Below are 15,475 nucleotides of genomic sequence, written 5' to 3'. Positions count from 1 at the left end.
TTCATTGATTGTATGTGACCATTGGATCCATCCATGCTACTACATATCATAGTAGATTTACTTTTACTTATTCGATTATTTGTATTGAAGGGGAAAGTATTTTTACAGTAAGTTTTAAGAAGATATGGAGAATGAAAAAACGTTACTTGGAAAACAAGTGGCGTTTTTTTATTGGTTTCAAAAAGAGTTGTAGTGTTCAGATTGCTATGAAACACACAGTTACAACTTTATATAAAAATAAGAAAATCAGTCAAGAATTAGCAGAAGAAATAGAGAAAAGGGTAAATGATTTAGTTGAGAAACAAGAAAAACAAGTGGAAGTTGCATATAGTCAATTTCAAGAGAAGGTAAGAAAGCGATATGAAGAGATGAGTGAAGCAGTTAAAAGTGAGTAATTGATAAATAATCCAAAAGGTAATGAAGTATTTTATATTACCTTTTGGACTATAAAGGATGAATCGAGTTTCCTAAAGTTAAAATGATCGATTTTGCGCAAGTTTAATAAACTGTTCAGGATTCTCAACAAGACCACATACAGCACATTGCACACGGTATGTAGGGCCTTGATAGCTCATATGAAAAGCATTCATTGTTTCGTTTGTATATTCTTCTTCAACTTGTCCTGTTTGTGGATTTAATTTTACTGGCTTTACTTGTTGCTCAAGAATATTAAAGCGAGTGCGGTTTGTTTTACAGTTTGGGCAAAGCATTGGTTCCATATGTATACACCTCCATTTGTAGCATTTCTTTATAGAAAGAAATTTATTCAAAAGCAGTTATGTTTAACGATTTCTGCCAAAAAGTTTCTCAATATAAATCGTCGAATGTTATGTTTAAAATTCAGAAAAAATAAAATATAATCAATGTATGAGCTGGTTATGTCCAAACCAATCTCCTGTTTTATGCCAATATGTTTGAGACCGAGAAATCGGTCTTCTTTTTTTGTTTACAATTATGAATACTGTAAACAAGGTTTTCTATATCCTTTGTCGAATTTTTAGAAGAGAATTTGAAAGGGGGATTACAATGAACTTAAAAATGAAATATGTCATTTTATATGTAGAGCGGTATGAAGAATGTCTTCGATTTTATAAAGATCTTTTACGTTTACCAATAAAAGGGGAACATGGCACATACATTGAATTCGATACGGGAGCGACGATTTTAGCGTTGAATAGTAGAGAAGACGTACGGGAGTTAACGGGATTACCTATTCCAAAGGGTGAATTAGAATCCTCTAATTTTGAAATTGGATTTGTTGTAGAGGATGTGAACGAAACAATTTCGGAATTAAGAGAACAAGGTGTAAAAGTATTGGTGGAGCCAATCACGAAACCATGGGGGCAGACGATCGCTTATGTGTCTGATCCAGATGGTAATTACATCGAAATTTGCAGCTCATTAGAGTAGAGGGAGAAAAGAGAATGGGGTTTCCAATTTTAGAAACAGAGCGTTTAAAATTACGAGAATTAACACTATTAGACGCTGAAACAATGTTTCATTATTTTGAAAAGGAATCTGTTATCCGTTATTTTGGTATGGAGTCTTTTCAAAATATGGAACAGGTGAAAAATACGATTCAAACTTTTAGAAAAAGATATGAAGAAGGAAATGTCATTCGCTGGGGAATTGAATTAAAAGGAACAAATCAATTAATCGGTACATGTGGATTTCATTTAATGAATCAAAATCATAAGAGAGCCGAAATTGGGTATGAATTAGATGATACATATTGGGGGAAAGGTTATGCATCTGAGGCACTGCAAGCAATTCTTACATATGGATTTGAAACGATGCAACTCATAAGAATCGCAGCAGTTGTTTATACAGAAAATGAAGCTTCACATCGGTTATTGAAAAGGGCTGGATTTCAAGAGGAAGGATTACTTCGAAAATATATGATTCAAAATGGTGTAGCTCATGATACAGTGATCTATTCATTACTAAGAGAAGAGTGGCAAAAAGAATGTGTGTAAATGAATTAACAAAAATAATTACTAAAAACACGAGTGATCGGCTTGTTTTAGGAATAGATGGTTTGAGTCGTTCAGGGAAAACAACATTTGTGAAGCAGCTAGAGGGCGAATTGAAACAAAATGGTATTTCGCTTCATACTTTCCATATGGATGATCATATTGTAGAGAGCGATAAACGCTATCATACTACATATGAAGAATGGTATGAGTACTATCAATTGCAATGGGATGTGGAATGGTTACAAAAGCAGTTGTTTCAAAAATTAAAGATGGAAAACCAGCTACATCTACCGTTCTATAATCATCAAACGGATATATGTGAAATGAGAGAGGTAATCATACCGAATCCTTGTGTGATTGTAATTGAAGGAGTGTTTCTTCAACGTACAGAATGGCGAGAATACTTTGATTATACGGTGTATTTAGATTGCACAAGGGAACAAAGATTTCTGCGTGAAAGTGAAGAAACGCGAAAGAATCGTCCGAAGTTTGAGCAGAGGTATTGGAAAGCGGAGGATTTTTATTTAAAAACGGAAAGACCGAAACAGAAGGCTGATCTGATTATAAATGGATAGAGTACATGCCCATCAACCTAGAGATAAGAAATACCCCAAAACGAGAATTAGCACATTGTCATCCTAGTAATGCTATTTAATTTGTATATATCGAATTGTTTATTGTTATGGGAAATGAATTAAAGTTCTTATGAGGTGAAAGTGATGGTAATAAAACAAAACGAAATTAAAGTAGTAGTTGGAGCTGGAGCATTTAACAATAATCCAGGTTGGATTCAAACTCAAGAAGATGAACTTAACTTATTAGTTGAAACTACCTGGGAAGAAAGATTTGAATATAATTCCATTTCAGCTATTTTAGCTGAGCATGTATGGGAACATCTTACTTTTGAAGAAGGTGTAAAAGCAGCTGAAATTTGTTATGAATTTTTAAAACCATCAGGTCATATTCGTTGTGGTGTCCCTGATGCATTTTTCCCAGATGAAACCTACCAAAATATAGTTAAAGTAGGCGGACCTGGACCTAAAGACCATCCAGCTGCAAGCCATAAAATAGTTCATAATTATAAAACATTAACTAAAATGTTTGAAACTGCTGGATTTGAAGTAGTTTTACTTGAATATTGTGATGAAAATGGGCAATTTTATTACAACGAATGGGATGCGAACGATGGTGTTATTTTCCGTTCAAAAAGGTATGATTCTAGAAATCAAGGAGATAAACTTGGTTTTCCATCGCTAATTGTTGATGCGATTAAACGGTAAGTAATTCAACTAACGCATGCGTTAGTTCTATAAGTTCATGAGTCGCAAATGTGGCTTTCTTTGTCGTATGATTTATACCTTTTTTATTTTTATGAACGAGCCAACCTTCTCAATAATCAACGTAATACTTTTAGTTCGCTTCATTATAGCTTCGTAGATCGAAGTGAAAAAATAAACTACCTGTTCCCTATGCTGAATTGGGGCAGATAGTTTATTTTTCTACTGGATGGCTATGACACAATTACTATCCTTTTTTATATGTATTTTAGAAATTCCTAACGGTTTCTTGGAGTTTTTCCATTACCCTTGATAAAGCTAAAATTGAATTGGCTGTTTCGAATTCACCAACATTTAAGGAATGGTTTGCATTTTGGATCACATCAATCGTTACAGTTGATTTAATTAATTGGTCAAGTTGATTTGCATTGTAATAATGGTCTTTATCCCCGATAATTAAAAGCCCTTCATGATGACTATTCAAGATTGAGTCAAAAATCGAATCGAAATGTATGAGAGGGGTAAATAAAATCATTTTTGACTTTAAGAATTCCTCTCTCTTCATTAAGTTATTCGCAATTGGAATTGTTCCGAGTGATTTTCCTAAAAAAATCGAATTGTTGTATTGCCCATTGTTTAAAACATCTACAATCACAGGATGAATATCACCCATCATTATTTTTGTTATTTCATCAATCGGTTTTTCCATCATTTGTTTATCGTAGGAGTAATGAATATGGACAACATCGATTTTGTTTTGGAGCATTAACATCGTTGAATAATAAAATAAAGGTTTATCGTAATTATAACCGGAACCTGAAAACATAAAGCAAATCGTTTTGAAACCCATTTCTATATGTGTATAACGAATCAATTTGTCGTTTGTTTGTATCTCCTTTTTAGTTCCCTTCATCATGTTCCCCTCCGAAACTTTTAAAATATTATAACATGAATTATGTCTATAAATTGATAATGTAATTTTGTTTTATCGATTTATTTTAAATATTCTAAAATCATAGAAGGTTAAATTCGATATTTATAGAATTCAATACTTAACAAAATAAGGAGGGATACAATGGAAGTTTTACATGTAACAAGTAGAAAAAGAGAAACATATGACGTGCAAGTAAAGTATTCGATACTTTTCGAATGTGCTCTCGGAATTGCGGCGATTACGAATACAAGGTTGATTGATACGTTAGACAGATCTCAAGGTGAGTGGGAGAAGATTAGACAATCATTATCAGTGGAAATGTTAGAGCATTTACATTTCGTAGAGAAACATAATACGTGGAAAGCGCTGCTGCAACTACTATATCAAGCAGATTTTCAAGATTTATATGAGTTTACTCAGTATATCAATTCGTTGTCAGAATCTGCATTAAAGTATATATGCATTCCATTTGTCGGCTATAAATATGAAGAAAAGAGAAAGCATGCAGCAAATAGCGAGAGGGAGGCAGTTCAAGCATTACAAGAAATTACAAGTAGTAATCCATTTTTTCCTACTTACATCGATTTTATTTGTGAAGTGGATATACAGTTACTTAAAGAACACCTTATCGCTGTTATGACAGGCTGGTATGAAGCTGTTATTGAACCTGAAGCAGAAAAGCTATCACGCATACTAAAACAAGACCATGGCATGAAACGTGAAATGAGTGAAAAGATGCAGCCAGAAGAGTTTGTTGAATGGGCAACAGGTGGTGTTACATATTTTCCAGAGCCAAGTGTACATCATGTTTTGCTGATCCCGCAATATACGTACCGCCCTTGGAACATTGAAGCGGATATAGAAGATACAAAAATATTTCATTATCCAATCGCTAATGAAAGCATACATCCAGAAGATCCATATGAGCCGAGTTATTTTTTAGTTCATAAACATAAGGCGCTTGGCGATGAAGCAAGGTTACGTATCGTAAAATTATTGTTTGAAAAAGATCGTACATTGCAGGAGATAACGGAACAATTAAACCTTGGAAAATCAACTATTCACCATCATTTGAAAATTTTAAGATCAGCGAAGTTAGTTGATATTCAAGATGCAAAGTATGTTTTGAAAAAGAAAGCAGTGGAGACTATATCGAAAGAATTGGAATTCTATTTAAATCGTTAAGTATGAAATTGTATTTGTACATCAAAAGGTAAAAACATTTTATCTTTATAGAATATGCACAATAGGAGGAGAACTAAAAAGAAAAGTTGGTGCGAAATGGAGAAAAGTATGTTAAGAAATCGATCGTTTTTCTTTATGTGGATTGGAAGTGCAATTTCAGAATTAGGCGGTGCATTCGGTACGCTATGTAATTCCATTCTTATTTATCAATTAACAGGTTCGAAAATGGCTTTAGGAAGTATGTGGCTTCTTTACTTTATTCCATCACTTCTCTTGCAACTTGTTATCGGTCCTTTTATTGATATGTGGAGCCGAAAGTGGATTATGATTATATCTCAGTGGGTACGTGGACTCGCTTTTTTACTGCCTCTATTAATGGCGACCGCTGGAAGTATAGAAGTGTGGCATATTTTTGTTGTACAAATCATAGTTGGGCTTATCACGCCCCTTTATGTACCAGCCAATCAAGCAATTACACCGACAATTGTATCTAAGGAAGAATTGCAAACAGCGAATGCGTATATTGATGGAATGGTTCGTCTTATGATGTTTTTGGCCCCTGTATTAGGGGGAATTGTTGTTGAGTTTATAGGAGTAAAGCTAACTTTATTTTTCGTCTGTTTATTTCTATTTATAAGTGGTACTTTACTGCTATTTATACAGGAGCATAGAGTGACTCAAGAAGTTCGTAAAAGTTGGTTAAAACAATCTATTGAAGGGTTCACCTATTATTTCAAACAACCTACTATCGTTTGGTTAGGTGTTTTTCTTACATTTGTTCAATTTGGAGTCGGTGTAACGATGGTTATAAATCTTCCATATATAATAGATGAACTATCGGCAAGTTATGCTGATTATGGATATTTCATGGCAGGCTTTCCCCTTGGATATGTAATTGGTTCTATGCTTGTTGGGAAAGTGCAGTACCAAAGTCGGCGTCTTCTTATGCTTGGGGCGTTGTTAATAGGAGGGTTCACTTATATTTCACTAGGCTTCAATCACAGTATCTCTTTAGCAGTCATTATCTAAGTTGTAGCGGGCATAAGTATGGCGTTTTTTAATGTTCATAACACGACCATATGCCAGCAAACAGTGCCAAATGATATGATGGGAAAAGTATTTTCAGTACGATTATTTTTAATAAGAGGTGCGATGCCACTAGGTGTTTTAGTTGGAGGAGTATTGAGTGAGTTATGGGGAGTAAGGGCGCTGTATATTTGTATAGGATCAATTATATGTGTGACATCTTTGGCTGGAATCATGCTGCCATACTTTAGATTTCTCGATGAATCGATTCGAAAAAAATCCGCTTAAACATTTTAATTGAAAATAATTATCATAATCAATTATAATAAAAGAATACTAGAAATATTTACATACAAAGGGAGTGGGATTTATGTTTATCGAAACAAAAACATTTACAGTAAAAGAAGGTACTTCGGATCTTGTTGTTCAACATTTTACTGGAGAAGGAATCATTGAAAAATTTGAAGGATTTATCGACTTAAGCGTTCTTGTTAAAAAGGTGAGAAGAGGGGACGAAGAAGTTGTTGTAATGATTCGCTGGGAATCAGAAGAAGCATGGAAAAACTGGGAAACAAGTGAAGAGCACTTAGCAGGACATAGAGCAAGCCGCGGGAAGCCGAAGCCGGATCATATTATTCAAGTAGAGCATGCGGTTTATTATGTGAAGTCATCGAAATTTGCGTATCAGCAGTCTTAATCAAAAAAGGAAATAAAAGACATGGAAGTGTCATAAAGTTTTCTAATATCGATGTCTTATCTATAATATATGAAAAGAGTACATCACACGATATGTAGTGGTGTACTTTTTTATTTTATGGTACGTGTAAATGTTTAAACAAACACAAATAATATGAAACAGATAAACAACATGAAAGTCCTTTAGAGATTCAATCTTAACTTGCTGGTGATTATAAGTATCGCCGGTATTTTTGAAAAGCTACGTTAAGCAAAATAAACATGAAATGATAATTTTATCCATATATAGGGTGAATGTACATATCTCCATATGATACAACCTGTTGCACGGTAATGGTAAATTCTATACAAGTAATTGGATATATGAGCACTTGAAAAAGAGAAGCAATTCGTATGTCAAATGTTAAAAGATTGCATACAAGTACCTTGGAATTTTGATGACAGAACTCTTAAGTATGATTTTTAATAGAAAATGGAACAAAAGAAACTTTTATCTTGTCTATATAATGGAGTCAGTTATAAAACATGAGGAAAGGTGTTTATGCTTATGCAAATAAGCTTGAGGTGTTGAGATGGATAAGGTTATTGAAAATTGCAACCATGATGAAATTGATTGTGTGATAAGAGAACATTGGCAAGATGTATGGAATTATTCATTTATTATTACAAAAGATACCCATTTATCAGATGATATAACGCAAGAGGTGTTTATAAAAGTATTTAAAAAATGGAATTCATTTCGAAATGAGTCTTCTGTTAAAACGTGGTTATTAAAAATTACAAGAAATACAGCTTTCAATTATTTGAAGTCCTCCTATTTTAAGCGGATTTCTTTAGTAAGTTTTTTTCGAAATGATAAGGAATATCCGTCAGCAGAAAAACAATTTTTGGAAAAAGAAACTATGAATGAAGTTTGGGACAGTGTATTAAAATTGCCACAAAAACATCGTGAGGTATTAATATTAGATGCAAAATATGAATTATCCTATGATGAAATTGCTGAAACATTAGGCGTGTCTATTGGAACTGTGAAATCAAGGTTACATCGCGCTCGTGCACGGGTTTCAAAAATATTAGCGGAGGATGAATTATGAACAATGATAGAAAGCCGGATTGGTATAAAGAATTAAAAAGTGGGCCTATGAAACAGCCTCAAGACGAAGAGGAATTTATTTATAAAATAAAACAATCTATATACCAAAATAGGGAGGAAGATGGTCCGAAAATTAGACGACCGTTTCGTATAAAGGTATTCACTGCTGCAGTTGTTTTAATTTTTACGGCTGTGCTGTTTAACTTTCAACAATTCTGGCCGGGCAAAAATGAACCACCAGTGCAAAGTAGCACTCAAATTGAAGTGAAGATGAAAGATGAATCGAATCAAGATCAATCGCTAAAACAATTTATGGATGAATTAAATCAAAACACGAGCTTAAAAAATAAGAACGATTTATATAGAGTACTGGATGAAGAATTTGTTTTTAAGGGAAAACAGTATAGTAAAAATGAATGGAAGTTTGATGATAGTATTTTTCATGATTTACAAGTAGCTCTTGCAATGGGAGGAGAATTTGTGAATGATACGAAAACAGTATATAAAATACCTAGTGGGTTGGCAGAAAGTAACCAAAAGAAGCAGGAACGCTTTTTATATGCTACTGTTGTTGGTGAAGAAACAAAAATTTTAACTCAACCAAAACATGATTCACACGTTTTATACCGGGTATCCAACGAAACTGTAAAAGCATGGATTCCGGAGAAGGTGAAGAATGATGGATATATAAAAATAACTACAATGAATGGTTATACTGGCTATGTAAAAGAAGATCATGTTTCAATAGATATCCAGTATTCTTTCATTTTTGAAAAACAAAATGATGGTATGTGGAAAATAAAGAGTATAGATTCTATATGGTAAAAGAGAAAGGTTCACTTTATTGAACCTTTCTCTTTACTTTTTATTCTCTTTTTGGAGAGTATTCCAAGCCTTTAAAATTTCCGCTGCAACAAGGGCTGCACTATTTGTTTCAGAATTACCACCAGGAATAATGACAGAAATAGCAATTTGCGGATTTTTAGTAGGAGCATATGAAATAAATAGAGAATGATTGATAACTTTTTCTTGTTCGTTTGGCGAACCTGTTATCCCTGTTTTACCAGAAACGTCAAAGGGCAAGTTTTTAATTTCTTGTATATTTTGACTCATTCCACTTTGTAAGACATTCCAAGAACTTGAAGGATAATGATTAGAACTTTCTAAAATGGGTTTAAATTCTTTCGTTCTTTTATCGCCGTTTTCCATGATAGCATGTACGATTTGAGGTTTGTATTTGTCTCCTTTATTTGCAAGAGTAGCTGCATAATGAGCAAGTTGGAGAGGAGTGTGCACTTCATTTGCGCCCCAAGAAGCATTCAATAAAGCAGAAATTCCACTCTCAAACTTACTAGATGCATGCAACTTATATTGTCCTTCTTCTTCAAAGGGTAAATCAATCCCTGTTTTGGAGCGAAGGCCGAATTGTTTTAAATAGTTTGTCCACAAGGTTGCTACTTTTTCTAAATTCCCATTATTTTTATTGAATAATGGAATTGCTACTTTTGCTGTCATAAATGTATTTGATGAATTAATGATAGCTTGACTCGGTGTAATTTCACCAGTTGGAGTTCCAGCAGCATTGGTGATGTTATTTTGATTATTATACTGAAAACGACCTTTATCTAAATACGTATCTTCAGGCTGAAAAAGCTTTTCGTTTAACCCGATTAATATAGTAAGCGGTTTTATAGTTGATGCCATATTTACATAGGAATCACCATGCTTTAATTTTTGGATTGTTTTATTTTGAGCAAGTAACTTGACATTTTCTTTTTCAGACGATGATAAAGGTGTATTGAACATATTTGGATCAAAAACTGGCGAGTTAGCCATAGTTAATATTTTTCCTGTTTTAACATCTATCACGACAGCATAACCAGCAGTAGCATCAGGGGTTTTCTGAATTTGGGACCTTAGTGCTTCTTCTGTTTTTTGCTGAAGTTTATAGTCTAGTGCTAGCTGAATATCTTTTCCTCTTTGAGGATTTTGTATGTTCCATAAGAACTGTTTACTTTTTATTTTAAAAGTGAGTGTTTTTCCAGGTTTCCCTTTTAACTCGTTTTCATATTGAAGTTCAATTCCGTTTTTTCCAACAGGAACATAATTAGAATTCGAGTTGTTTTTTTCATAGTCAACATATCCAATTACTTGTGAAGCAATTTCATGATGTGGATAAACACGTATCAACTTGTTTTTTACTATTACATTTTGGAAATTACTTTCGTTTATAAACGTGAACTCTTTATCATTTAAGTTTGCATGTAATCGTATTTCATTTTTATCATGATGTTTACAAGATTTTTGTAATTGTGAATGTATGTCATCTACTGAAATTTTATGGTTAAACTTGGATGAAAACTGATTTAGAAAACTTGATACCTTCGCTACTTCTTGATTGGTTGGACAACCATTATTATAGACATAATATAAAGACTTTATTTTTTTATTTGTAGCTAGTATGACTCCATTTTGGTCAATAATTTTTCCTCTTTCAACTGAAGAAGTTGTGATAGTAAACGAAATAAAACTCGTTTTGAATAAAAACGTTAAAACAACTCCTAAAATGAAAAAGATCGCTAAAATTATCCACCTCTTCGATTTTTTATGTAACATAAAATCCTCCCTTACCCAGATTCTATTCTATATTAAAATTTATTATTTTTTTTGTAAATGTGGGAACAAATTTATCATGTGGATTGTCTATTAAATGTAATAGCACTTTTAGAGAAAGAAGCTGCTAAGAAAGGAGCAATAATAATGAAAAAGAAAATGATATTAAAAGTAGGTTTATGTGCAAGTATATTGGGGTTTAGCCAATTTGCTAGTTCGATATTTTCAGCACAGGCTGCAGAAAAAATAGAGCAAATAAAAAATATAGATCAAGAGAAAGATGTATCCATTTCACAGTTGCATCCAAAGGTATGGATGCATACAAGCATTGGAGTCGTAAATGGAACACGTATTCCTGCAAATGGTTTAATTCTTGAGACGTCTAAAGGACTAGTACTAATTGATACACCTTGGAACGATGCTCTTACAGATCAACTGCTTCAAATACTAAAAAAGCAATTTCCTACAAAAGAGGTTACAGAGGCAATTGTGACACATGCTCATGACGATCGTATAGGAGGAATTAAAACACTGATTAAAAAAGGTGTCAAGGTACACAGTACGGCTTTAACTGCTGATTTAGCAGAGAAACAAGGTTTTGATAAGCCTCTTGGTGATTTGAAGAAACGAGATAATATGCGATTTGGTGATATAAATGTGGAAACATTTTATCCAGGAAAAGGACATACACAAGATAACATTGCAGTGTGGTTACCAAAGTATAAAATCCTATTTGGAGGATGTTTAATAAAATCATTAGATACACAAGAGATTGTACAAACTCCAGGTTCATATGTATCTAATTGGTCAAAAGCTATAAAAAAAGTGGAGAAGAAATATAACAATATAAACATTGTTGTACCAGGGCATGGAGATCCCGGAGATAGTCGTTTATTTACTCATACATTGAATTTATTAAAAAATAACGAAAGTTAATATGATATGACGGTCACATAATATAGAGGAACGCTCTAACTCCTGTTTTAGATATATTGATAAAAAATAAGGGGAACTGTTTATGTTTGAATGCAGTTTCTCTTATTCTTTGTCGCGCATTAACGGGTAGTAAGCCCCCGCTTTAAGAGTCAGAGAAAAATGAGGAAGATAGGTGAGGGCTAACCATTAGTGAGAGATGAAGAAAGACCCCACTGATGGAAGTTTCACTTTATGTAAATAGAGGAACGATTCCATCTGTATTTCATTAATTGAGTGAAGCGCTACCTTTTAGTTTTTTTGTATAAAGAGTGGGTAACGTATGAGCAAATTTGCATATAAAACTGTAATCTGAACGAAATTCATTAAAACAAAATATGGAGGATATATGAAAAAGCAAACAGGAAAGAAGCAGAAGACATCGATATCTATCCGGTTAAACATCCTATTTTTGTGCGTATTTATACTATTTTCGGCTATCATTTTTCAGCTAGGAAAAGTACAAATTGTTGACGGAGAGACTTATAAAAATCAAGTGGAAAAAAATGAAAACGCAACAACGAGTATACCAGTTCCACGTGGGAAAATCTATGATCGAGAAGGGAAACCAGTTGTTGATAATAGAGCACTTCGTACGATTACGTATACAAGATTGAAGGGAATAAGCTCTGAAGACATTTTAAAAACTGCAGAAGATATTGCAAATATACTTGAAATATCAGAAGAAGAAATAAATAAATTAACTGAAGTAGATAAAAAAGATTTTTGGATGCAATTAAATAAAAAGCGTGCCAAAGCAAAGATCACGAAGCAAGAAGAGGAAAAATTTAGAGAAAAGGGTATAGAAGGGAAAGAGTTAGACAAGAGAATCGAAGAGTTAAGACGAAAGCGTATTACAGAAGAAGAATTAGCAGAGCTCACGCCACAAGACTTAAAAGTGTTAGTTATTAAAAGTAAAATGAGTTCTGGTTATCAAATGACACCACAAATTATTAAAAAAGACGTGACAGAGCAAGAGTATACCAGGATAAGCGAAAATTTAGCAAAATTTCCAGGAATAGATGCGACAGTTGATTGGGAACGAAACTATGTAAATGGTGATTTATTTCGTTCGGTATTAGGGAATATAACAAGTGCTGAAGAAGGATTGCCAAAAGAACATTTAGATTCTTATTTGGTCCGTGGATATAATCGGAACGATCGCGTGGGGAAAAGTTATATTGAACAACGATATGAAGATGTATTACATGGAACAAAAGAAGAAGTTAAAAATAAAATTGATAAAGCAGGAAATGTTATTCAAACGGAAACAGTCTCTAAAGGGAAAAGTGGTAACAATTTAACTTTAACAATTGATATGGAGTTACAAAAAAAAGTAGAAGAAAGTATAGAAAAAAATTTAAAAGCTTTTAAGAGTTCTGAACCATTAATGGATCGTGCTTTTGTTGTCATGATGGATCCGAAAACCGGACAACTATTATCTATGGCTGGTAAGAGATTGGTAGAAAAAGATGGGAAAGCAGAAGTAGAAGATTTTGCATTAGGCAACATGGTAACCTCTTATGAGTTAGGATCAGCTGTAAAAGGTGCTACTTTATTAACTGGATACGAAACCGGAGCTATACAACCAGGGACTCAATTTTATGACACACCTATGAAGTTTAAAGGTACGAGAGTTAAAAAATCATGGAATGTATCTGGATTTGGAAATATTAATGATTTAAGGGCTTTACAAGTATCATCAAATGTATACATGTTTCATACCGCGTTACAAATAGCTGGAGTGAATTATGTACCAAATAGCTCATTGGATATTAAACAAGCAGCATTTGACACAATGCGTTATTATTTTAAACAATTTGGTTTAGGTGTCCCAACAGGAATTAATTTACCGAATGAAATAACTGGACAAACGAGGCAGAAAGATAGCCAACCTGGATTTTTATTAGATTTTTCTATTGGACAGTATGATACGTATACACCACTGCAATTGGCACAATATATTTCAACCATTGCAAATGATGGATACCGAATGCAACCTCAAATTGTCCAAGAGATTCGAGAACAAACAAGTAAAAAAGAAGAAATTGGGAAAGTTGTACAATCTATAGAACCTGTTGTGTTAAATCGAGTGGAAGTGAAATCGGAGTATATTGATCGAGTAAAAGAAGGCTTTAGATGGGTATTTCAAGAAGGCGATGGAACTGGTGTAAAATATTTCCAAAAGGCTCCGTATAAACCAGCTGGGAAAACAGGAACAGCTCAGACAGTATATGGAGGAGATAATAAAATTGGAAGGAATGAGAAGGGAGAACGTATTGAGTGTTACAATTTAACATTAGTTGGATATGCTCCATATGATAATCCAGAAATAGCATTTTCTGTAGTAGTCCCTTGGGTTCATAATGATAAAAGTGGCATTAATTCATTAATTGGAAAGGATATATTAGATATATACTTTGATTTGAAAAAGCAACGTATGAATGGTGAAACTACTAATATAGTGAATTCTAATCAGTAATAGTGAAATTTAGTTCTCTGTAGGGAAGGTAATGTTTACTAGGATCCAAGTTATTTTGTTTATCCCGTTATTAGCGGGTAGTAAGACTCTCACCTCAAAATTCGGCGAAAGTAAAGAAGTTAGGTGGAGATCAATAGCCCGTTAAACACCTGGCTGGTATGCGCTTATTAAAGTTTCATTTTATATAAGAGGCTTTTTGAATAAAAAAATGAAAGCAATTTTGTGGAATAGCAGCTAGTATAGTTGTTATTTCACATTTTTTGAGTAATAACTTTGTTACCTAGATATAAAACATTATTAAATCTCAGGTTCATATTAATCAGTAGAAAACGAGCGGATGTACACTATTTATAGCAAGTTACTCATGTAAAACGGATTATAAGAATTATTTAAGCTATTTTGATTTATTTAAAGGAGAAGTTTGAATTGAAAAAAATTATAGATACTACTTTTCTTTTGTTTCACATTTGTATTGGTAGGATGCGATAAAGGCGAAACTTCAGAACAAGCATTTGAAACATATATAAAATTTATGATTGTAGAATGCAAAAAGTATAGACTAGTAAACAAGCTGTTTTTTATTTTTAAGCATAGAATATGATGAATCCTGTTGATAAAAGGAGGTAATCATATTTATGAGATGTAATTGTCATTTCAACCATTTTCGCGATTGTGATAGATTTTGGGATGATTTAATGTTTGGAAGATGTAGACGAAGACATAGAGATTGTGATGATTGTTGTTGTAGACGTAAACATGATCACGATTGTAATGATTGTTGTTGTAGACGTAAACATGATCACGATTGTAATGATTGTCGTTGTAGACGTAGACATGATCGTGATTGCGATGATTGTCGAAATTGGTAAATCTCTTTGAAAGAGCGCTTTGAAGACAAGCACTCTTTTTTTGTTCCTGGATTTTCTGAATTCTTTATTCATAATGGCTATTAAATAGAAAGAATGTAGTTAAAATTCGATTTAAGGGCTAACAAAACAAACAAACTCAACGAACAAAAAAATATCCTATTTGCATGTCTATAAATTGATAATTCTAGATGGTATATAAAAACGATATTAAAACTACTGAAACTTACCTTGAATTTATTTGAAAGTTAGCCTGAAATCAAATGTATACTACAATAGTGTCTACCTGCTAATTCTTTTTTAAACTGAGAGATATACCTTGGAAGAATTTTAGGAAGTATTGTACTTTACGTAT

15 protein-coding genes and 1 pseudogene are annotated in these 15,475 nt (G+C 33.1%); 13 read left to right on the top strand and 3 right to left on the bottom strand.

Annotated features, from left to right (window positions below; translation table 11 throughout):
- Window positions 1–14 precede the first annotated feature (14 nt).
- Entirely contained in the window at window positions 15–395 is a 381-nt protein-coding gene (locus AAIE21_RS12280; RefSeq protein ID WP_481858679.1) for a Ger(x)C family spore germination C-terminal domain-containing protein, read from the top strand.
- Window positions 396–473: 78 nt separating this feature from the next.
- Here AAIE21_RS12280 and AAIE21_RS12275 read toward each other — a convergent pair whose 3' ends face one another.
- Entirely contained in the window at window positions 474–719 is a 246-nt protein-coding gene (locus tag AAIE21_RS12275) for a DNA alkylation repair protein (protein WP_343267042.1), read from the bottom strand.
- Between the two features lie 307 nt (window positions 720–1,026).
- Between AAIE21_RS12275 and AAIE21_RS12270 the strand changes: the two genes are divergently transcribed.
- The 4 genes from AAIE21_RS12270 to AAIE21_RS12255 all read left to right on the top strand — a co-directional run bounded on the left by AAIE21_RS12270 (window position 1,027) and on the right by AAIE21_RS12255 (window position 3,256).
- Window positions 1,027–1,410, top strand: a complete 384-nt coding sequence (locus AAIE21_RS12270; protein WP_343267041.1) for a VOC family protein — start codon at window positions 1,027–1,029, stop codon at window positions 1,408–1,410.
- Between the two features lie 14 nt (window positions 1,411–1,424).
- Window positions 1,425–1,976 carry a GNAT family N-acetyltransferase gene (locus tag AAIE21_RS12265; RefSeq protein WP_343267040.1) on the top strand — a complete coding sequence of 184 codons (552 nt, stop codon included), beginning with the start codon at window positions 1,425–1,427 and terminating at the stop codon, window positions 1,974–1,976.
- Window positions 1,967–2,551 carry a kinase gene (locus AAIE21_RS12260; protein WP_343267039.1) on the top strand — a complete coding sequence of 195 codons (585 nt, stop codon included), beginning with the start codon at window positions 1,967–1,969 and terminating at the stop codon, window positions 2,549–2,551. The genes AAIE21_RS12265 and AAIE21_RS12260 overlap by 10 nt, the downstream gene beginning before the upstream one ends.
- A gap of 144 nt (window positions 2,552–2,695) precedes the next feature.
- Window positions 2,696–3,256: a class I SAM-dependent methyltransferase gene (locus AAIE21_RS12255; RefSeq protein ID WP_343267038.1), complete on the top strand. Its 561-nt coding sequence runs from the start codon at window positions 2,696–2,698 to the stop codon at window positions 3,254–3,256.
- A gap of 265 nt (window positions 3,257–3,521) precedes the next feature.
- On the opposite strand, the gene AAIE21_RS12250 is transcribed toward AAIE21_RS12255, so the two are convergent.
- A complete protein-coding gene (locus AAIE21_RS12250) occupies window positions 3,522–4,166 on the bottom strand; it encodes an alpha/beta hydrolase (protein ID WP_343267037.1) in 645 nt (214 codons plus the stop codon).
- A 162-nt stretch (window positions 4,167–4,328) separates the two neighbouring features.
- On the opposite strand from AAIE21_RS12250, the gene AAIE21_RS12245 reads away from it, so the two are divergent.
- The 5 genes and pseudogenes from AAIE21_RS12245 (at window position 4,329) to AAIE21_RS12225 (ending at window position 9,012) form a co-directional block, all read left to right on the top strand.
- Window positions 4,329–5,372: an ArsR/SmtB family transcription factor gene (locus AAIE21_RS12245; protein ID WP_343267036.1), complete on the top strand. Its 1,044-nt coding sequence runs from the start codon at window positions 4,329–4,331 to the stop codon at window positions 5,370–5,372.
- Window positions 5,373–5,468: 96 nt separating this feature from the next.
- Window positions 5,469–6,686: pseudogene (locus AAIE21_RS12240) on the top strand (MFS transporter).
- 82 nt (window positions 6,687–6,768) lie between these two features.
- Window positions 6,769–7,095, top strand: coding sequence for an antibiotic biosynthesis monooxygenase family protein (locus AAIE21_RS12235; protein ID WP_343267035.1), 327 nt, complete (start codon window positions 6,769–6,771; stop codon window positions 7,093–7,095).
- A 571-nt stretch (window positions 7,096–7,666) separates the two neighbouring features.
- On the top strand, window positions 7,667–8,188 hold the full coding sequence (locus tag AAIE21_RS12230; protein WP_343267034.1) for an RNA polymerase sigma factor: 522 nt from the start codon (window positions 7,667–7,669) through the stop codon (window positions 8,186–8,188).
- A complete protein-coding gene (locus tag AAIE21_RS12225) occupies window positions 8,185–9,012 on the top strand; it encodes an SH3 domain-containing protein (RefSeq protein WP_343267033.1) in 828 nt (275 codons plus the stop codon). The genes AAIE21_RS12230 and AAIE21_RS12225 overlap by 4 nt, the downstream gene beginning before the upstream one ends.
- Window positions 9,013–9,045: 33 nt before the next feature.
- On the opposite strand, the gene AAIE21_RS12220 is transcribed toward AAIE21_RS12225, so the two are convergent.
- Window positions 9,046–10,803 carry a peptidoglycan D,D-transpeptidase FtsI family protein gene (locus AAIE21_RS12220; RefSeq protein ID WP_343267032.1) on the bottom strand — a complete coding sequence of 586 codons (1,758 nt, stop codon included), beginning with the start codon at window positions 10,801–10,803 and terminating at the stop codon, window positions 9,046–9,048.
- Between the two features lie 144 nt (window positions 10,804–10,947).
- Here AAIE21_RS12220 and bla point away from each other — a divergent pair, with 144 nt between their 5' ends.
- From bla to AAIE21_RS12205, 3 genes are all read left to right on the top strand, one after another.
- Window positions 10,948–11,736, top strand: a complete 789-nt coding sequence (gene bla / locus AAIE21_RS12215) for a subclass B1 metallo-beta-lactamase (protein ID WP_343267031.1) — start codon at window positions 10,948–10,950, stop codon at window positions 11,734–11,736.
- 385 nt (window positions 11,737–12,121) lie between these two features.
- Window positions 12,122–14,254 carry a peptidoglycan D,D-transpeptidase FtsI family protein gene (locus AAIE21_RS12210; protein ID WP_343267030.1) on the top strand — a complete coding sequence of 711 codons (2,133 nt, stop codon included), beginning with the start codon at window positions 12,122–12,124 and terminating at the stop codon, window positions 14,252–14,254.
- Between the two features lie 635 nt (window positions 14,255–14,889).
- A complete protein-coding gene (locus AAIE21_RS12205; RefSeq protein ID WP_343267029.1) occupies window positions 14,890–15,123 on the top strand; it encodes a hypothetical protein in 234 nt (77 codons plus the stop codon).
- Window positions 15,124–15,475: the final 352 nt, after the last annotated feature.

Origin of the sequence: Paenibacillus sp. 102, from assembly GCF_039549175.1 — a bacterium.
Classification (GTDB): Bacteria; Bacillota; Bacilli; order Bacillales; family Bacillaceae_G; genus Bacillus_A.
Note: the sequence above shows the minus strand (reverse complement) of the source record. Positions and strands in the feature narration are given on the sequence as shown.